Raw genomic sequence first — 18,998 nt, 5'->3', positions numbered from 1 at the left:
TCGGGGTGTCAGGAGAACCAGCTTTCCGGGGGAGGCACAGGCAGATGGGGCGCGTCACGAGCACCCTGGCCGGGCACGCCCGGCGGCGGTTGCTGGCGCTGTCCGGACGTCGTGCCGTCGACCTGAGCAGCCTGGACCGGGTCCCGGCCCGGCTCGCCTGGCCGCTGCAGCGCACCGGCGTGGACCCCCTGCCCCGGCTCGAGGAGCTGCGCGACCGCGAGCCCGTGCACCTGCTCGCCTCGTTCCTGGGGCTCAAGGTCTGGCTGGTCACCGGGCCGGCCGAGGCGCGGGCGGTGCTCGCCGACGCCACCGAGTTCAGCAACGACATCCGGCCGTTCGTGGGCGGCTCCGGCTCCGACGACCAGCAGATCGGGGGCCTCGGCTTCACCGACCCGCCGGACCACACGCGGCTCCGCCGGCTGCTGACGCCGCAGTTCACGATGCGCAAGCTCGAGCGGCTGCGGCCCTTCATCGAGCAGGTGGTGGCACGCCAGCTCGACGTCCTCGAGGAGCGCGGCGCCGGGGCCGACGTGGTGCGCGACCTCGCGTTCCCGGTCCCGTTCGCGGTCATCTGCGAGCTGCTCGGGCTGCCCGACGACGACCGGGAGACGTTCCGGACGCTCAGCGCCAAGCGGTTCGACGTCAGCGGCGGCGGCACCAACGTCTTCGGCGCCGTCTCGGAGTCGCGCCGGTTCCTGATGGAGGTCACCCGGCGGCAGCGGGACCGCCCGGGGGACGGCCTGATCGGCGACATCATCCGCGACCAGGGCGACGCGATCAGCGACCTCGACCTCGCCGGGCTCGCGGACGGGGTCTTCACCGGCGGGCTGGAGACCAGCGCCAGCATGCTGTCGCTGGGCACGCTGGTGCTGCTCGAGCACCCCGACGACTACCGGGCCCTGGCGACCTCGCCGGAGGCGGCGGACCGCACCGTCGAGGAGCTGCTTCGGGTGCTCTCCCCCGTGCAGATCGCCTTCCCCCGGTTCGTCCGCCGGGGCACCGAGGTCGGCGGCCGACGGCTGGCGGCCGGCGACGTCGTCATCTGCCACCTGGCCGCCGCCAACCGGGCCACGGCCGACGGCGGCGGCTACGACCCGCACCGTGCGCCCGCCTCGCACCTGGCCTTCGGCCACGGGTTCCACCGCTGCGTGGGGGCCGAGCTCGCCCGGCTCGAGCTGCGCATCGCCTTCCCCGCGCTGGCCCGCCGGTTCCCCGACCTCGCGCTCGGCGTGCCGACCGACGAGGTGGCCCACCGGCCGCTCTCGATCGTCTTCGGCGTGGACTCGCTGCCGGTCCGGCTGCGCGGCTGATCGACCGGACCCGCCGTTCGTCTCACCGGGCGCCGCCCCCGGGCCACCCCCGGGCCACCCCGGGTCACCTCCCGGGCCGGGCTCAGCCGAGGAGCCCTCGTCGCCGGGCGATCGCCGCGGCCTCGGTGCGCCCCGCGGCGCCGAGCTTGCCGAGGATGTTGGACACGTGCACGGACACGGTCTTGGCGCTGATGAACAGCTGCCGGCCGATCTCGCCGTTCGAGCGGCCCTCGGCGACCAGCGCCAGGATCTCCCGCTCGCGGGCGGTCAGCGCGGCGGGCGCCGCGTCGCCGCGCACCGGGGTGCTGCCCAGCGCGAGCAGCTGGTCGAGGATCGGCCGGGCCCCGAGCCGGTGCGCGGTCTCGCGGGCCAGGTCGGCGGCGACCCGGGCGCCGGCCGGGTCGCCGCAGGCCCGCAGCACGGCGGCCAGCGCGACCCGGACCCGGGCGAGCTCGTGCACGTCGCCGAAGTCGACGAACAGCCGCTCGGCCTCCCGCCAGGCCGCGACCAGGTCGTCCGGCGGCACCTCGACCCCGCCGACCCACCGGGCGCGCAGCCGCTCGGCGTCCAGGCGCTGGACCCACGCGCGGCCCTCGGGGCCCCAGACCCCCGAGGGGTCGTGGTAGCGCTCGAGCACCACCTGGCCGTCGGCGTGCAGCCGATCCACGCGGGCCAGGTAGGCCGCCCGCTCGGCCGCCGGCACCCGGGGCAGGCTGTCGGCGACGACCCCGGTCGCGACGGCCGCGAGCCGGATCCGGGCGCTGAACCACTCCTGCCAGATCTGGCCCAGCACGCCGACCACGTCGTCGTACACCTTCAGCGCCGCCGCCGGATCGTCGCGCCGCCCCGCCTGGAGCATCTCGACGACGCTGGAGTGGATGGCGATCCCGCCCTCCTTGCGCCAGAACCGGCGCAGCGCGTGCGCCTCGGCCGCCACGTCCTCGCCGCGACCGGTCGCCGCGACCAGGCGCACGCTGTCCAGCATCGCCCGCGGGATCGAGGGTGGGTTCACCCCGGTGAGGTCGCAGAGGTCCGCGAGCTGGTCCCAGTCCCCGCGGGTGAGGTGGATCCACGCCAGCTGCCAGCGGGACTCGAAGCCGTACGGCGCCCACGGCACCCCGGCCTCGGTGGCCCGGGCCACCGAGCTGGCGAACCAGCTCGCGGCCCGGTCGAACTCCGCCCAGTCCTCGTAGTTGCGGCCGAGCAGGAAGCGGCCACGCAGCTCGGCGTGCAACGCGCCCGAGCCGACCGCGCGGGTGACGGCGTCCTCGAGCGCGGCACGCAACGCCTCCTTGGGCCCGGCCTTCTTCAGCCCGCTCAGGGTGGTGATCGCCTCGGACGCGAGCTCGGGCAGGTCGAGCCGCTCGGCGAGGCCGAGTGCCTCCAGGCCATAGGCCTGCGCCTCCTCGAACCGGCCGCGCGCCGAGAGGATCCGCGCATGCATCGCCAGCACCTTGGCCCGCAGGCCGCTGGCACCCTCGGGGGCGAGGTCGACGGCCTCCTGCGAGATCGCCACCGGGTCCTCGTCGGTCTCGGTGAGGACCAGCGCGGTCGCGCGCGCGGAGAGCATCCGCGCGCGCTGCGGCGCCGGTACGTCCTCGGGCAGCCGGGCGAGCTGCTCGGCGACCAGCGCCGCCGCCCGGATCGGCTGACCGCTGGCCAGCAGCGCGTCCGCGGCACGGGCGACCAGCTTGGACAGGTCCTCCTCGAGCTCGAGGCCGTGTCGCGGGTCGGCGAGCAACTCCAGGGCCTGCTCGTAGTGCTGGGCGGCCTCGTCCGGACCGCCGACGGCGCCGGCCTCGTCACCGGCGCGCACCGAGGCGTTGAGCGCGGTCCGCAGGTCGTGGGCGAGCCGGGCGTGCCGGGCCAGCTCGGCCGCGGTGCCGCGTGCCGTGCCCTCGCAGAGGGCGGTCACGTACGCCGCGTGCAGGCGGACCCGCTCGCCGGGCAGCAGGTCGTCGTACACCGCCTCGCCGAGCAGCGCGTGCCGGAAGGCGTAGTGGCCCTGCCCGGCGACCAGGACGTTCGTCTCGACCGCACGACGCAGGCCCTCGTCGAGCTCGGCCGCGGACAGGCTCGAGGTGGCGGCCAGCATGTCGTGGGGGACCTTCCGGCCGGCGACGCTGGCCACCCGCACCACCTGGCGCGCGGTGTCGTCGAGCCGGTCGAGCCGGACCAGCAGCACGTCGGCGAGGTCGTCGGGCAGCCAGCTGCCCGGGCCGCAGGCGGCCCCGACCAGCTCCTCGACGAAGAAGGCGTTGCCCTCGGCGCGGTCGACGATGTCGGCGATCTCGTCCTCGCCCATCGCGGCACCCGTCCCGTCGTCGGGCCGGAGCTCGGCGATCAGCGTGCGCACCGCGGGCGCCGGCAGCGGCCCGAGCTGGACCCGCTCCACGCCGCGGATCCGGGCCCACTCGGCCACCTGCCGGCGCAGCGGGTGGCGGCGGTGCAGGTCGTCGGAGCGGTACGACGCGACCAGACCGACCGGACCGGTGAACGGGCGGGAGAAGAGGAAGCTGAGCAGGTCGCGGGTGGACTGGTCGGCCCAGTGGGTGTCCTCGACGACGACCAGGACCGGCGCGACGGCGGCGGTGGCCTCCAGCAGCGCGTGCACGGCCTCGAACAGGTCGGCCCGGTCCAGGGCCGAGGAGCCCGTGCCGGTGACGCTGCCGGTGATGCTGCCGGTGATGCTGCCGGTGACCCTGCCGGTGACGCTGTCGGGGGCGCCGAGGACCCGGCGGCCCGGCTGCAGCCGGGTCAGCGAGGGGTGCGCGGCGGCGACCTGCGCGACGACGTCCGGCAGGTCGGTGACCAGCCGGCCGAGGATCTCGGAGAAGGGCAGGTAGGGCAGTGCGCTGTCACCGAAGTCGAGGCAGTGGCCGGCGACGACCTGCCAGCCCTCGGTGAACGCCAGGTCACGGAGCTCGGTGAGCAGCCGGGTCTTGCCGACGCCGGCGTCGCCGCTCAGCAGCACGGCGGTGCGCTCCCGGTCCGGACCGTGGCCGGCTACCTGGCCGGCAACCGGACGGACGCCGAGCAGCGAAGCGATCTCCGCGAGCTCGGCGTCTCGTCCGACCAGGATCCGGCTGGTGTGCGTCGCCACGCCGTCCATGATCTCGTGGGTGTCCACCTGATTCATCACCGTTTCGTCAATTCCGGTTCGTCGGTCTCGGCGTCGCGGCGGGGGTCAGCGCTCGGTCCCGTCCTGTCCCCGGCGTCCGCGCGTGAGGCGGCCGCGGCGGCGGCGCACCACCCGCCCGGAGCGGAGCCGGTCGGTGCGGTAGGCGAGCTCGGACTTCAGGAAGGGGGTCGTGTAGTCGTACATGGTGTGGGCTCCTCAGCTCCTCGTCGATGTCACCGAGGTTCGCTGACTGAGGTGGGCCCGCACATCGGGCAACTGCCTTATCTCCGCCTGCGGGGTGCCTTAGGGGGGCGTCCCCTTCCGGCGGAGCCTGCTGGTCGGGTGTCGCCGGCGCCGGGAGCGCCTCGGACTGCCTACCCCCAAGCGGCGGTGACGACCGGGCGGCCGGCCACCCAGACGCCGCGGACCAGCGGAACCCCGGGCCGGTAGGCGAGGTGCACGTGGGAGGGGGCGTCGAGCACCTGCAGGTCCGCCCGGCGGCCCGGCACCAGCGCGCCGACGTCGTGCCGGTCCAACGCGGCCGCACCGACGTACGTCGCCGCGTGCACCGCCTCCGCCGGGGTCATGCCCATCTCGCGCACGGCCATCGCGAGGCAGAACGGCAGCGAGCTGGTGAAGCACGAGCCCGGGTTGCAGTCGCTGGCCAGCGCGACCCGCACGCCGGCGTCGAGCAGCCGCCGCGCGTCCGGGTAGGGCTGCCGGGTCGAGAACTCCACGCCCGGCAGCAGCGTGGCGATCGTGCCGGCGTCGCGCAGCGCGTCGACGTCGGCGTCGTCGAGGTAGGTGCAGTGGTCGACCGCGGTCAGGCCGAGCTCCGCCGCGAGGCGGACGCCGGGGCCGGGGCCGAGCTGATTGGCGTGCAGCCGACCGCGGAGCCCCAGGGCGGCGCCCGCCGCGAGCACCGCGCGGGCCTGGTCGGCGTTGAACGCGCCGCGCTCGCAGAACGCGTCGATCCAGCGGGCGTACGGCGCGGCCGCCTCCAGCATCGGTCCGGTGACGAGCTCGACGTACGCCTGCGGGTCGGTCTCCGCGGGCACGACGTGGGCGCCCAGGAACGTCGTCTCCTCGGTGAACTGCCGAGCGACCGCGAGGCTGCGCGCCTCGTCGCGGACGGTGAGGCCGTAGCCGCTCTTGATCTCGACGGTGGTGGTGCCCTGGCCCAGCATCTCCTCCACCAGCCGGCCGACGTGGGCGGTCAGCTGCTCGTCGGTCGCGGCCCGGGTCGCGGCGACAGTCGTACGGATCCCGCCCGCGGCGTAGGACTCGCCGGCCATCCGCGCGGCGAACTCCGCGGACCGGTCGCCGGCGAAGACCAGGTGGCTGTGGCTGTCGACGAAGCCGGGCAGCACGGTGCGGCCGCCGACGTCGACGACGGTGTCCGCGGCCGGCGCGTCCGCGGCACGGCCGACCCAGGCCACGTCGCGGCCCTCGACGACCAGCGCGGCGTCCTCGAGCGCGCCGAGCAGGTCCTCGGCGTGGGGGTCGTTGGTGACGAGCTCCCCGATGTTCGTGATCAGCGTGCTCACGCCAGCTCCTTCCAGACCGCCGCGATCGCGGCGTCGAGCTCGCGACCGATCTCCTGCCGGTCGCCCGCCCGGGCCACGACCCGCCCGTCGGCGACGACGTGCACGACGTCCTCGGCGGTGGCGGCGAAGACGGCCGTGCCCTCGTCGGCGCCGGTGCCGGCGGTGCGCGGCGAGCGGGTGTCGAGGGTGACCAGGTCGGCACGGGCGCCGACGGCGATCCGGCCGGCGGTCGGGAACCCGAGGCTGGCGTGGCCGGTCGCGGTCGCGGCCTCCAGGAGCTCGGCGGCCGCCCAGTGGCCGCGGCGCCGGGTGGCCAGCCGCTCGTCGAGCTCGACCGCGCGCATCTCCTCGAACAGGTCGACCACCGCGTGGCTGTCGCTGCCGAGCGTGAGCGGGCTGCCGGCCTCGTGGAGGGCCCGGCTCGGCCCGATGCCGTCGCCGAGGTCGCGCTCGGTGGTCGGGCAGAAGCAGGCGCGGGTGCCGCTGTCCCCCAGCAGCCGGATGTCGTCGTCCTCGAGGTGGGTGGCGTGCACGGCCGAGGTCAGCGGGCCCAGCGCGCCGGCGTCGGCGAGCAGCCGGGTGGGGGTGACGCCGTGCGCGGCCCGGCAGGCGTCGTTCTCGGCGACCTGCTCGGAGAGGTGCACGTGCAGCGGCGCCCCGCGCTCGCGCGCCCACGCGGCGACCCGCGCCATCGCGGCCGGTGGCACGGCGCGCACCGAGTGGATCGCGGCCCCGACCACCACGTCACCGGCCACCACGTCGCCGAGGTCGCCGAGGTCGCCGGCCGTCGCGTGCCGGTCGGCCAGCAGGTCCACGCGCTCGGCCCAGGCCTCGACGGAGCCGTCGTCGTAGCGCACCTGCGCGCCCTCCGGCGGCGCGCCGAAGCCCGAGCTGAGGTAGCAGGTGTCGAGCAGCGCGATCCGGAGCCCCGCCTCCCGCGCGGCCGCGACCAGCGCGTCGCCCATCGCGTTCGGGTCGGCGTACGCCGAGCCGTCCGGCCGGTGGTGCAGGTAGTGGAACTCCCCCACGGAGGTGACCCCCGCCGCGGCCATCTCCCGGAACGTGGCCCGCGCCAGCGCGAAGTACCGGTCCGGGTCCAGGCTCCCCGCCACGGCGTACATCTGCTCCCGCCAGGTCCAGAACGTCCCCCGCTCCCGCTGGGTCCGCCCCCGCAGCGCCCGGTGGAAGGCGTGGCTGTGGCAGTTGGCCAGGCCGGGGAGGGTGAGGCCGGGGAGGTGGGTGCTGGAATCCCCGGCCAGCCGGGGATTCCCTCGGTTGTCAGCCGTTGCAACGCCCGTCAACCGAGAGGAAGGGCTGACAACCCCCGACTCCACCGAGGTGAAGACCCCGTCCTCGATCCTCACCAGCACGTCCTCGCGGACCGCGCCGTCGACCCAGGCGCGGTCGAGGAGGTACGACGAGGCACGGGTCACCGCGCGAGCCTCTCGAGGACGTCGGCGAGGGCCGAGACGCCGACCAGGCAGTCGGGCGTCGAGGCGTGCTCGTCGGGCGAGTGGGAGACGCCGGTCGGGTTGCGCACGAACAGCATCGCGGTCGGCACCCCGGCGACCGAGAGGATGCCGGCGTCGTGCCCGGCCGCGGTCGGGATGACCGGCCAGTCGCCCTCCTCGTGGTCCGCAGCCAGCGCGGCGGCCAGCGCCGGGTCGAAGCCGACCGCGGGCGAGACCGACTCGGCGGTGACCGCCAGCGCGGTGCCGTCCCGCCCGGCCCGCTCGGTCGCCATCCGGGTGACCTCCTCGACCAGCGACGACAGCGCGGCCTCCGAGTCGCAGCGGGCGTCCAGCCAGGCCGAGACCCGCGACGGGATCGCGTTGGTGCCGTTGGGCGCCACGTCGATCCGTCCGAAGGTCGCCCGGCCGCCGCCGAGCCGCGCCTGCTTGTTCGCGGCCAGCGCGGTCATCGCATAGGTCAGCATCGGGTCCGCGCGGTCCTCCATCCGCGTGGTTCCGGCGTGGTCGGCGACGCCGGTGAAGTCGAACCGGTAGCGCCCGTGCGGCCAGATCCCGCTGCCCACCCCCACCGCCGCACCGCGGTCCACGAGGTCGCGGCCCTGCTCGACGTGCAGCTCCACGAAGCAGGAGATCGTCGAGGCCAGGTCCCACGGCTCGTACGACGGGCCGCCGAGCCCGGACCGGTCCAGCGCCGACTCCAGCGAGACCCCGTCCCGGTCGGCCAGCGCGAGCGCGTCGGACCACGCCAGCGCACCCGAGGCGAGCCGGGAGCCGAGGCAGGCCAGCCCGAACCGGGAGCCCTCCTCCTCGACGAACACCGACACCCCGAGCGGCCGGGACGGCACGAAGCCGCGCGCGCGCAGCACGTCGACCGCGGCCAGCGCGGAGACCACGCCGAGCGGACCGTCGTACGCCCCGCCGTCCAGCACGGAGTCCAGGTGCGACCCGGTCAGCACGCCCGGCCCGGAGACGCCGGCCGGGCGCCACCACGCGGCCATGTTGCCGACCGGGTCGGTGGTCAGGGTCAGGTCGCGGGCGGCCGCCTGCTCGGCGAACCACGCCCGCAGCTCGACCTCGGCGCTCAGGAACGGCTGGCGGAAGTAGCCGCCGGAGGCGGAGGAGCGACCCACCGGGGCCAGGTCCGCCCACATCCGCTCGAAGTCGTCAGGCATGCTCGCTCCCATGGATTTCCAGGACGTGGTGGACAGGCGCCGGATGGTGCGCAGCTATGAGGAGCGCCCGGTCGACCCCACGATCGTGGACCGGGCGCTGAGGAACGGCGTACGCGCCCCCAACGCGGGGTTCAGCCAGGGCTGGGCGTTCCTGGTGCTCGACACCCCGGCGGACGTCGCCCGCTGGTGGCGCGCCACCGCCGACGACGTCGAGCACCCCGACACCTGGCTGGCCGGCATGATGCGCGCGCCGGTGGTGGTCGTGCCGTGCTCCAGCAAGGCCGCCTACCTGGGCCGCTACGCCGAGCCCGACAAGGGCTGGACCGACCGCGACGAGGCCCGCTGGCCGATGCCGTTCTGGCACATGGACGCCGCGATGGCCAGCCTGCTGATCATGCAGACCGTGGTCGAAGAGGGCCTCGGCTCGTGCTTCTTCGGCATCCCGCCGGAGCGCGACGCGGTGGTACGCCGGGAGTTCGACATCCCCGACGACTACGACCCGGTCGGCGTGATGACCATCGGCCACCCGGCCGCCGGCGGCGCCAAGGGCTCCCCCGCCCGCCGGGCGCGCCGGCCGATGGACGAGGTCGTCCATCGGGGTCGGTGGGGGCACCCCACCAGTCCACCGGCCTGACCATCGGCGGTCAACGACCGGCACCGGCCAACGGTCTCGCATCCGAGACTGTTGCCTTCGGCTCGCGCTCGCTGCGGCCCCGCCGGCACGGCACCGCCGACACCCCGGGTGCGGAGCCGGCGGCTATCCTCGGGCACCTGGGGGTGAGGACGTGCCCGACAGCGAGGACCAGCCGCGGGACCGACCGCGTGACGAGCCGCGCGACCAGCCGCGGGACCAGCCGGAGCGTGCGACCGAGCTCGACGCCCGGACCGGCCGGGGCGCCGCCGCGGCGCGCATCCAGCACCAGGCGAGCTGGGTGGACCAGCAGATCCGGGTCGCGATGGCCAAGGGCGAGTTCGACGACCTGCCCGGCGCCGGCAAGCCGATCAAGGATCTCGGCAGCCAGCACGACCCCGACTGGTGGCTGAAGAAGCTCGTCGAGCGCGAGCAGATCACCGGCGTGCTGCCGCCCTCGGTCCAGCTGCGCAAGGAGGACGCCGAGCTCGACGGCCGCCTCGACACGCTGAACACCGAGGCCGCGGTGCGCCGCGAGGTCGAGGAGTTCAACGGCCGGGTGATCGCCGCCCGCTACCGGCTGCCCGAGGGCCCACCGCTGGTCACGATGCCGCGCGACGTGGAGCACGAGGTCGCGGCCTGGCGCGACCGGCGTACCGCCCTGCTCGAGCGCCGGCGGGCCGAGGCCGCCCGGCGCGCCGACGCCGCGGCCCGGGAGGCGCGGGAGGCGCCGGCCCGGCGCCGTCGCTGGTGGCGTCGCTGACCCCTGTCCCCCAGCCGCCTGCCCGTCGAGCCGGCACCGCCGCCAGCACCGGCCGGCGGGCTGTTGCCTCGGTCATACCGAGGGGTGACCGCCCGCTGCTACGTTCCGCGCATGCCCACCTCTTCGCGCAGCGCCAAGGACTTCTTCCGCCCCCTCGCGGTCGGGGCGCCGGAGCCCCTCCGGGAGGTTCCGGCCCGGCCGAGCCGCGCCATCCACTTCTTCGATCCCAGCAACGAGAAGATGGCCGCCAAGATCCCGCAGATGGTGGGCACGGTCGACGTCCTGCTCGGCAACCTCGAGGACGCGGTCAAGGCCGACAGCAAGGAGGCCGCCCGGACCGGCCTGGTCCGGATCGCCCAGGACACCGAGGGCCTCGGCGGTCCCGAGGCGAAGACCCAGCTGTGGACGCGGATCAACGCGCTCGACAGCCCGTGGGTGCTCGAGGACCTGACCACGCTCATCCCCGCGATCGGCCACCAGCTCGACGTGGTGATGGTGCCCAAGGTGCAGGGGGCCGAGGACATCCACTACGTCGACCGGATCCTCGCCCAGCTCGAGGCCCGGGCCGGGCTGGACCGGCCGATCCTGGTGCACGCGATCCTCGAGACGGCGCGCGGCATGGCCAACGTCGAGGAGATCTGCGGCGCCAGCCCGCGCATGCAGGGGCTCTCGCTCGGCCCGGCCGACCTGGCGGCGGACCGCCGGATGAAGACCACCCGGGTCGGCGGCGGCCACCCGGGCTACCTGGTCCGGCAGGACCCGCCCCGCGACGACCTCGGGGTGACCCACGTCGACGCCGAGCGCCGCACCTTCCAGCAGGACCTGTGGCACTACACGATCGCCCGGATGGTCGACGCGTGCGCGATGCACGGCATCTACCCCTACTACGGGCCGTTCGGCGACATCGCCGACACCGTCGCCTGCGAGGACCAGTTCCGCAACGCCTTCCTGCTCGGCTGCGTCGGCACCTGGTCGCTGCACCCCAAGCAGATCGCGATCGCCAACCGGGTGTTCAGCCCCAGCGTCGAGGACATCGCCCACGCCCGCCGGGTGGTCGCCGCGATGGGCGACGGGACCGGCGCGGTGATGCTCGACGGCAAGATGGAGGACGACGCGTCCCTCAAGCAGTGCCTGGTGATGGTCGAGCTCGCCGAGCAGCTCGCCGCGATCGACCCCGAGCTCGCGCGGGCGTACGCCGCGATCGAGGAGGCCTGAGATGTCCGCGTCGGCCACGCCGTTCACGCCGCTGCGCTCGGTGCTCTACATGCCGAGCTCCAACGGGCGGGCGCTGGAGAAGGCGAAGTCGATCGCCTGCGACGGGCTGATCCTCGACCTCGAGGACGCCGTCGCCCCCGACGCCAAGACCGCCGCGCGGGACGCGGCCGCGGCCGCGGTCGCCTCGGGTGCCTACGGTCGGCGCACCGTCACGATCCGGGTCAACGGCCTCGGTACGCCGTGGCACGACGCCGACCTCGAGGCCGCCGCCCAGGCCGGTCCGGCCGGGATCGTGGTGCCCAAGGTCAACAGCGCCGACGAGGTCCGCGGCCTGGTCGCGGCGATCGAGCGGGCCGGCGCCCCGGACCACACCCGCCTGTGGGCGATGGTCGAGACGCCCCAGGCGATCTTCGACGCCCGGGAGATCGCGGCCGCCTCCGACCGGCTGGCCGTGCTGGTGATGGGCACCAACGACCTGGTCAAGGAGCTGTACGCCGAGCACGTGCCCGGCCGCGGCCCGCTGCTCACCGCGCTGCAGACCGCGGTGCTCGCCGCGCGCGCGGCCGGGGTCGAGATCCTCGACGGGGTCTACAACGACGTCCAGGACACCGACGGCTTCCTCGCCGAGTGCCGGCAGGGCCGCGAGCTGGGCTTCGACGGCAAGACGCTGATCCACCCGGGTCAGGTCCCGGGCGCCAACGAGGCCTTCGCCCCCGGCGAGCAGGCCGTCGAGGACGCCCGCGGGATCCTCGCGGCCTGGGAGGCCGGCCAGGGGGCCGGCGTCGTCACCTACCAGGGCCGGATGGTGGAGAACCTGCACGTCGAGTCCGCCCGGCGCACGCTCGCGATCCACGAGTCGATCCTGGCCCTGCAGGCCTGAGGGCCGGCGTACCCCGCGCGCGGAGGGGTTTGCGAACCGCGCCGAAGTGGTACAACGCTGTCAACCTGACCTTGGGAGGAGGTTGGCATGGTCATCCTGGGCTTGATTCTTCTCATCATCGGTCTGTTCACCGTTCAGGCACTCGTCTGGATCGGTCTGATTCTCATCATCGTCGGACTGGTCCTGAACTTCGTCCCGATCGGCGGCACCCGCCGGCGCTTCTACTAGCGCCACCGAATCCCACCTGACAGACGACGGCCCCGGCTCCCCTCAGGGAACCGGGGCCGTCGGCGTCGGTGGCCGGCCGGGTCAGGCGACCAGCTCCCGGGCCTCCTCCTCGTCGTGCGCGGCGGGGGCCGAGCCCCACATCCGCTCGCCGTTGGGCTCCTTGAGGAAGAGCAGCGCGGCGGCGCCGATCACGCCCGCCCCGACGAGGTAGTAGGCGGGCCAGTTCAGGTCGCCGGTGGCCCCCACCAGCGCGCCCACGACCACCGAGGTGGTGCCCGCGAACAGCGAGACCGCGACGTTGAACGACACCGAGAGACCGGCGCCGCGCACCTGCGTCGGGAACAGCGACGGCAACGTCGAGGGCATCGTGGCGCTGAACGTGATCAGCACCAGGCCCATGAGCAGCAGCCCGACGAAGACCGACCAGAGGCTCTGCGCGCGGATCAGCCAGATCATCGGGAACGACAGCAGGATCAGCCCGGCGACGCCGGTCCACGCGAGCGGCTTGCGGCCGATGCGGTCGGAGAGCATGCCGAGGAACGGGATCGTGAACAGCGCGACGACCATGACCGCGATCTGGATCCACTGCGAGGCCGTGGCCGAGACCCCGCCGCCGGTGGCGTTCGGCACGGTCTCGGTGACGTAGGTCGGCATGTAGGAGGTCAGCATGTAGTTGGTGACGTTCCAGACGATCACCAGGCCCATGCACACGGCCACGAACGGCCAGAGCGCGGTCAGCCGTCGGGCCTCGTGTCCTGACTTGCCCGACTTGCTTGCCTTCTCCCGCTCGGCGGAACGCTCCTCGAGGGCGATGTACGCCGGGGTGTCGGCCAGCCGGGTGCGCAGGTAGACACCGACGATGCCCAGCGGCAGCGCCACGAAGAACGGGATCCGCCATCCCCAGCCCAGCAGCTGGTCGTGGCTCAGCGTGGCGCCGGCGACCGTCACGATGATCGCGCCCATCAGGTAGCCGACGAAGGTCCCGAACTCCAGCCAGCTGCCGAGGAAGCCGCGGCGGCGGTCGGGGGCGTACTCGGCGATGAACGTCATCGCGTTGCCGTACTCACCGCCGGTGGAGAAGCCCTGCACCAGCCGCGCGAGCAACAGCAGCATCGGCGCCCACAGGCCGATGTGCGACTGGCTGGGGATGCAGCCGATCGAGAAGGTGCCCAACGCCATCAGGATCATGGTCGTGGCCAGCACCTTGTTGCGGCCGATCCGGTCGGCCAGCGGCCCGAAGAACATGCCGCCGAACGGGCGGACCAGGAACGCGACGGCGAACAGGCCGAACGTCGCGATCGTGCCGGCGGTCTGGCCCAGGCCGCTGAAGAAGACCTCGCGGATGGTGGGCTCGAAGTAGGCGTAGACGCCGAAGTCGTACCACTCGGTGATGTTGCCGATCGCGGCGGCGCCGATGGCCCGGCGGATCACCCCGGACTCGGTCACCACCACGTCGTCGACCCCGTAGTCGGGCACCGGATCCTCCACCGGCTCCAGCACGTTGACCACTACGGTCCTCCTCCAGCTCGGGGCGCACCCCGAGGAGGCACGCGTTTTCGGGCAGATCCCCCGGAAAGGGGGAACCTGCCCGGCCCGCGCCGAGGTCATGCACGAATCAGCCGGCGGACGCCGTGGCGCCGCTCACGCCGGCGCCGCCCGGCCGACCGCCCCGGTTCAGCCCTCGGACATCGGGACGCGTACGCCGCGCTCCGCGGCCACCTCGGCGGCCCGCTCGTAGCCCGCGTCCACGTGCCGGATCACGCCCATGCCCGGGTCGTTGGTGAGCACCCGCTCGATCTTCTGCGCGGCCAGCTCGGTGCCGTCGGCGACGCAGACCTGCCCGGCGTGGATGGAGCGGCCCATGCCGACGCCACCGCCGTGGTGGATCGACACCCAGCTGGCGCCCGAGGCGGTGTTGACCAGCGCGTTGAGCAGCGCCCAGTCCGCGATCGCGTCGGAGCCGTCGAGCATGGCCTCGGTCTCGCGGTAGGGCGAGGCGACCGAGCCGCAGTCCAGGTGGTCGCGGCCGATCACGATCGGCGCCTTCAGCTCCCCGGAGGCCACCATCTCGTTGAACTTCAGCCCGGCGCGGTGGCGCTCGCCGTAGCCGAGCCAGCAGATCCGCGCCGGCAGCCCCTGGAAGTGCACCCGCTCGCCGGCCATCGCGATCCACTTGTGCAGCCGGGCGTACTCCGGCTTCTCCTCGGCGGGGAACAGCTCGAGGATCGCGCGGTCGGTGGCGGCGATGTCGGCGGGGTCGCCGGACAGCGCGGCCCACCGGAACGGGCCCTTGCCCTCGCAGAACAGCGGCCGGATGTAGGCGGGCACGAAGCCGGGGAACTCGAAGGCCCGGTCGTAGCCGCCCTTGCGGGCCTCGTCGCGGATCGAGTTGCCGTAGTCGAAGACCTCCGCGCCCCGGTCCTGGAACTCCACCATCGCCCGCACGTGCGCGGCCATCGACTCCCGCGCCCGCTTGGTGAAGCCGGCCGGGTCCTCGGTGCGCTCGCGCTCCCAGTCCTCGAAGGCGGTCCCGATCGGCAGGTAGAACAGCGGGTCGTGCGCGGAGGTCTGGTCGGTCACGATGTCGATCGGGGCGCCGGTCTCGAGCAGCGCCGGCACCATCTCCGCGGCATTGCCGAGCACGCCGATCGACAGCGGTCGGCGCTCGTCGCGAGCCGCCACCGCCATCCGCACGGCCTCGTCCAGCGAGGGCGCCTGCACGTCGAGGTAGCGGTGGTCGATCCGGCGCTGGATCCGGGACTGGTCGCACTCGATGCAGATCACGACGCCGTCGTTCATCGTGACCGCGAGCGGCTGCGCGCCACCCATGCCCCCGAGGCCGGCGGTGAGCGTGATGGTGCCGGCCAGCGTGCCGCCCTTCTTGTCCGCGACCGCCGCGAACGTCTCGAAGGTGCCCTGCAGGATGCCCTGGGTGCCGATGTAGATCCACGACCCGGCGGTCATCTGGCCGTACATCGTCAGCCCGAGCTCCTCGAGCCGCCGGAACTCCTCCCAGTTGGCCCAGTCGCCGACCAGGTTGGAGTTCGCGATCAGCACCCGCGGCGCCCACTCGTGGGTCCGCATCACGCCGACCGGCTTGCCGGACTGCACGAGCATGGTCTCGTCGTCGCCCAGCGTGCGCAGCGTGCGCACGAGCGCGTCGTACGCCTCCCAGTTGCGGGCCGCCTTGCCGGTGCCGCCGTAGACGACGAGGTCCTCGGGGCGCTCGGCGACCTCGGGATCGAGGTTGTTCATCAGCATCCGCAGCGGCGCCTCGGTCTGCCACGAGCGCGCGGACAGCTCGGTGCCGGTGGCGGCGTGGATGGGGAGTCGCGGGTTGCTCACTGGAGTTCTCCGATCACTTCTTCGACGGCGGCGAGGACGGCGCCCGAGCGGACCAGCTCCACGCTGGCCTCGATCTCGGGCGAGAGGTGGCGGTCGGGTCCGGGGCCCTCGATCCCGGACTCGCGCAGCAGGCGTACGACGGCGCCGGTGGCCGGCGAGGGCGAGACCCCGGTGGTCGAGCCTGTCGAGACCCGCAGGTCCAGGGCCCGGGCCGCGGTCAGCACCTCGATCGCGACCACCCGGGTGAGCCCGTCGACCGAGCGGCGCAGCTTGCGCGCGGCCGACCAGCCCATCGACACGTGGTCCTCCTGCATGGCGCTGGAGGGGATGGAGTCCACCGAGGCCGGCACCGCGAGCCGCTTGAGCTCGGAGACGATCGCGGCCTGGGTGTACTGGGCGATCATGTGCCCGCTGTCCACGCCGGGGTCGTCGGCGAGGAACGGCGGCAGCCCGTGGTTGCGGGCCTTGTCGAGGAACCGGTCGGTGCGCCGCTCGCTGATCGAGGCGACGTCGGCGGCGACGATCGCGAGGAAGTCCAGCACGTAGGCGACCGGGGCGCCGTGGAAGTTCCCGTTGCTCTCGAGCCGGGACTCCTCGGGCAGCACCACGGGGTTGTCGACCGCCGAGGCGAGCTCGCGGCCGGCGACGGTCGCGGCGTGCTCGACGGTGTCGCGGGCGGCGCCGTGGACCTGCGGCGAGCAGCGCAGCGAGTAGGCGTCCTGGACCCGGTTGCAGTCCGGGCCGCGGTGCGAGGCGACCACGCCGGAGTCCCGCAGGCAGGCGGCCAGGTTCGCCGCCGAGAGCGCCTGCCCGGGGTGCGGGCGCAGCGCCTGGAGCTCGGGGGCGAAGACCCGGTCGGTGCCGAGCTGGGCCTCGACGGACATGGCGGCGGCGACGTCGGCGGTGCGCAGCAGGCGCCGCAGGTCGGCGATCGCCAGCACCAGCATCCCGAGCATCCCGTCGGTGCCGTTGATGAGCGCGAGCCCCTCCTTGGCGGCGAGCTCGACCGGCGCCAGGCCGGCCGCGGCGAGCGCCGTCGCGGCGGGCATCAGCACCCCGTCGGCGTCCCGCACCTCGCCCTCGCCCATCAGCGCCAGCGCGCAGTGGGACAGCGGCGCCAGGTCGCCCGAGCAGCCCAGCGAGCCGTACTCCCGCACCACCGGGGTGATCCCCCGGCCGAGCAGGTCCGCGAGCAGCTGGGCGGTCTCGAGCCGGATCCCGGTGTGCCCGGTCGCCAGCGTCGAGAGGCGCAGCAGCATCAGCGCCCGCACCACCTCGCGCTCGACCTCGGGGCCGGAGCCGGCGGCGTGCGAGCGGACCAGCGAGCGCTGCAGCTGCGCGCGCAGGTCGCTGGGGATGTGCCGGGTGGCGAGGGCGCCGAAGCCGGTCGAGACGCCGTACGTCGGGGTCTCGGAGGCACCGAGCTCGTCCACGACCCGCCGGGCACGGCCGATCGCGGCGACCGCCTCGGCGGTGAGCTCGACGGGCGCGGCGTCGCGCGCGACCGCGAGCACGTCCTCGGGTGACAGGGGGCCGGTGCCGACGGCGACGGGCTGGTGGGACATGCCCCCATCCTTCGCCCGGACCCCCGCCGCCGACCAGTGCCGGGGCCGCCGACGCGTCTCGGATCCGAGATCTGACGACCTGTGAGGGCCGCCACAGGCACGGGCCCGTCACCTTCTTGTTACTCGCGCGTATAGCAAGTATCAGATGTGGGTATCTGGCCGAAGAGCTCGGGGGGACGCATGGGGTGCGCCGGGCCACGTCAGTGCACGGATCGATGCCCGGAGCGCAGCGTTGCCGGGTCCCGAGAAGCAAGGAAGTGAGCTCATGCGGAAACTGATCGCCAGCTCGATGATGCTGGCCCTGACCGCGGGCGGCACGCTCGTGGCGACGCCCGCCGGTTCGGCGACGGCGGCCACGGCCAGCCCGAAGAAGGTGCCGACGCCGTTCGCCCTGCGCACCAACGGCTTCGGCAGCCGGGTCCGCGGCGGCCAGGTGCCGGCCGGGTCCTCCAGCACCGCCTGGCAGAACATCGGATGCACCAACAACGCCGGCGTGGTCCGCGAGAACCACGAGGCGCAGGAGAACCTCCCCGGGATCGGCACCGCCTCCGAGATCGCCACCAAGGTGTGGACGATCCACAAGCACGGCAAGGTGATGTCCCGCTCGCGCAGCACGATCGCCCGGATCACCCTGGCCGACTCCCCGCTGGGCTCGCTGCAGATCAACGGCATCAAGTCGGTCTCCAAGACCTGGCACGACGCCCGGGGGTTCCACGCCGCCAACCACAGCCGGATCGGCTCGATCACGCTCACCCCGGCCGGCGGCCAGCCGCAGGACCAGGGCCTCCCGACGCCGAACCAGCCGATCGACATCCCCGGCCTGGTGACCATCTACCTCGGCTCGCCGACCAGGAGCGCCTCCGCGCACTCCGCCCGCGCCGCGAACGACGCGCTCCGCATCGTCTCCGCCGCGACCGGCACCCGGGCCCGGGTTGCCCACAGTTTCGCCCAGATCAACGACGGCATCGTGCACGGCATCTTCGCCGGCTACGCCTCCGGCAGCCGGATCAACGCCGCCGACGGCACCGTCACCAGCGGCCGCACGCCGTACGCCCCGATGCCCTGCCAGGGCACGGCGGCCAAGGTGCGGACCAAGCACCTGGCGGGCAGCAACCTCGGCGGGCAGGTGGTCGTCGGCGCCGAGAACACCGCGCAGATGGCCAAGCAGAACGACAGGCGCGCGGTCGGCTACGAGCAGGGTAGCGTCGCCAGTGTCGACATCGGCGGCGGGCAGCTGCACGTCGACGGCATCGTCGGCCGGGTCCACGTGCTCCGCAAGGGCAGCCGCTTCAACAAGGTGGTGGCGAACATCAAGGGCACCACGATCGGCTCGATCACCGCGAACGGCCAGGAGCAGTCCTTCGACCCCGGCCAGAAGACGCTCGAGATTCCCGGGATCGCCAAGCTCGAGCGCAAGGTCAAGCACAAGGTCCGCGGCGGCCTCGAGGTCACCGCGCTGCGGATCACCCTCCTGGACGCCAACGGCCAGGTGAAGTCGGTCATCAACCTCGGCCAGGCCAAGATGGCCATCCACAAGAGCGGCCTCTGACCCGCACACCCGCCACACCACCGACGCCGGGCCGCCCACGGGGCGCCCGGCGTCGGTGCGTCCGGCTGCAGGAATCCCCGGCTGCAGGAATCCCCGGCTGGCCGGTGATCCCCTCGGTTGATGGGCGTTGCAACGCCCCCCAACCGAGAGAACAGCCCCTCAACCCCTGGCCACCAGCCCTGGTCGACGCCGGCCCGGCC

The 18,998-nt window shown here is 74.0% G+C and carries 15 protein-coding genes; 7 read left to right on the top strand and 8 right to left on the bottom strand.

Annotation, left to right across the window (positions count from 1 at the left end; all coding sequences use genetic code 11):
• Nucleotides 1–44 precede the first annotated feature (44 nt).
• A complete protein-coding gene (locus tag BJZ21_RS01855) occupies nucleotides 45–1,310 on the top strand; it encodes a cytochrome P450 (protein ID WP_179662204.1) in 1,266 nt (421 codons plus the stop codon).
• Nucleotides 1,311–1,392: 82 nt separating this feature from the next.
• Here BJZ21_RS01855 and BJZ21_RS21310 read toward each other — a convergent pair whose 3' ends face one another.
• The 5 genes from BJZ21_RS21310 to BJZ21_RS01830 all read right to left on the bottom strand — a co-directional run bounded on the left by BJZ21_RS21310 (nucleotide 1,393) and on the right by BJZ21_RS01830 (nucleotide 8,622).
• Complete coding sequence (locus BJZ21_RS21310) at nucleotides 1,393–4,449, bottom strand: helix-turn-helix transcriptional regulator (RefSeq protein WP_179662203.1); 3,057 nt, start codon at nucleotides 4,447–4,449, stop codon at nucleotides 1,393–1,395.
• A gap of 48 nt (nucleotides 4,450–4,497) precedes the next feature.
• A complete protein-coding gene (locus BJZ21_RS01845; RefSeq protein WP_179662202.1) occupies nucleotides 4,498–4,635 on the bottom strand; it encodes a hypothetical protein in 138 nt (45 codons plus the stop codon).
• 170 nt (nucleotides 4,636–4,805) lie between these two features.
• Nucleotides 4,806–5,978 carry an imidazolonepropionase gene (gene hutI, locus BJZ21_RS01840; RefSeq protein ID WP_179662201.1) on the bottom strand — a complete coding sequence of 391 codons (1,173 nt, stop codon included), beginning with the start codon at nucleotides 5,976–5,978 and terminating at the stop codon, nucleotides 4,806–4,808.
• Nucleotides 5,975–7,411, bottom strand: a complete 1,437-nt coding sequence (locus tag BJZ21_RS01835; protein WP_179662200.1) for a formimidoylglutamate deiminase — start codon at nucleotides 7,409–7,411, stop codon at nucleotides 5,975–5,977. Before BJZ21_RS01835 ends, hutI begins: the two co-directional genes overlap by 4 nt.
• Nucleotides 7,408–8,622 (bottom strand): allantoate amidohydrolase, encoded by a 1,215-nt coding sequence (locus BJZ21_RS01830; RefSeq protein ID WP_179662199.1) that lies wholly within the window; start codon nucleotides 8,620–8,622, stop codon nucleotides 7,408–7,410. Before BJZ21_RS01830 ends, BJZ21_RS01835 begins: the two co-directional genes overlap by 4 nt.
• A gap of 10 nt (nucleotides 8,623–8,632) precedes the next feature.
• On the opposite strand from BJZ21_RS01830, the gene BJZ21_RS01825 reads away from it, so the two are divergent.
• From BJZ21_RS01825 to BJZ21_RS01805, 5 genes are all read left to right on the top strand, one after another.
• Nucleotides 8,633–9,256 (top strand): nitroreductase family protein, encoded by a 624-nt coding sequence (locus BJZ21_RS01825; RefSeq protein WP_179662198.1) that lies wholly within the window; start codon nucleotides 8,633–8,635, stop codon nucleotides 9,254–9,256.
• 151 nt (nucleotides 9,257–9,407) lie between these two features.
• Nucleotides 9,408–10,016: a DnaJ family domain-containing protein gene (locus tag BJZ21_RS01820; RefSeq protein WP_343051902.1), complete on the top strand. Its 609-nt coding sequence runs from the start codon at nucleotides 9,408–9,410 to the stop codon at nucleotides 10,014–10,016.
• A gap of 111 nt (nucleotides 10,017–10,127) precedes the next feature.
• Nucleotides 10,128–11,231 carry an HpcH/HpaI aldolase/citrate lyase family protein gene (locus BJZ21_RS01815; protein ID WP_179662197.1) on the top strand — a complete coding sequence of 368 codons (1,104 nt, stop codon included), beginning with the start codon at nucleotides 10,128–10,130 and terminating at the stop codon, nucleotides 11,229–11,231.
• Nucleotide 11,232: 1 nt separating this feature from the next.
• Nucleotides 11,233–12,111, top strand: coding sequence for an HpcH/HpaI aldolase/citrate lyase family protein (locus BJZ21_RS01810; protein ID WP_179662196.1), 879 nt, complete (start codon nucleotides 11,233–11,235; stop codon nucleotides 12,109–12,111).
• Between the two features lie 87 nt (nucleotides 12,112–12,198).
• Nucleotides 12,199–12,339, top strand: a complete 141-nt coding sequence (locus tag BJZ21_RS01805) for a hypothetical protein (protein WP_179662195.1) — start codon at nucleotides 12,199–12,201, stop codon at nucleotides 12,337–12,339.
• Between the two features lie 81 nt (nucleotides 12,340–12,420).
• Here the strand turns inward: BJZ21_RS01805 and BJZ21_RS01800 are convergent, their stop codons facing one another.
• The 3 genes from BJZ21_RS01800 to hutH all read right to left on the bottom strand — a co-directional run bounded on the left by BJZ21_RS01800 (nucleotide 12,421) and on the right by hutH (nucleotide 17,249).
• Complete coding sequence (locus tag BJZ21_RS01800; RefSeq protein WP_218851232.1) at nucleotides 12,421–13,848, bottom strand: MFS transporter; 1,428 nt, start codon at nucleotides 13,846–13,848, stop codon at nucleotides 12,421–12,423.
• Between the two features lie 165 nt (nucleotides 13,849–14,013).
• Nucleotides 14,014–15,684 (bottom strand): urocanate hydratase, encoded by a 1,671-nt coding sequence (gene hutU, locus BJZ21_RS01795; RefSeq protein WP_179662193.1) that lies wholly within the window; start codon nucleotides 15,682–15,684, stop codon nucleotides 14,014–14,016.
• Nucleotides 15,681–17,249 carry a histidine ammonia-lyase gene (gene hutH, locus BJZ21_RS01790; RefSeq protein WP_179662192.1) on the bottom strand — a complete coding sequence of 523 codons (1,569 nt, stop codon included), beginning with the start codon at nucleotides 17,247–17,249 and terminating at the stop codon, nucleotides 15,681–15,683. Before hutH ends, hutU begins: the two co-directional genes overlap by 4 nt.
• A gap of 265 nt (nucleotides 17,250–17,514) precedes the next feature.
• On the opposite strand from hutH, the gene BJZ21_RS01785 reads away from it, so the two are divergent.
• Nucleotides 17,515–18,798, top strand: coding sequence for a choice-of-anchor P family protein (locus BJZ21_RS01785; RefSeq protein WP_179662191.1), 1,284 nt, complete (start codon nucleotides 17,515–17,517; stop codon nucleotides 18,796–18,798).
• Nucleotides 18,799–18,998 lie beyond the last annotated feature (200 nt).

The organism is Nocardioides panaciterrulae (assembly GCF_013409645.1).
Classification (GTDB): domain Bacteria; phylum Actinomycetota; class Actinomycetes; order Propionibacteriales; family Nocardioidaceae; genus Nocardioides; species Nocardioides panaciterrulae.
This window is presented reverse-complemented; position numbering and strand designations above follow the sequence as displayed.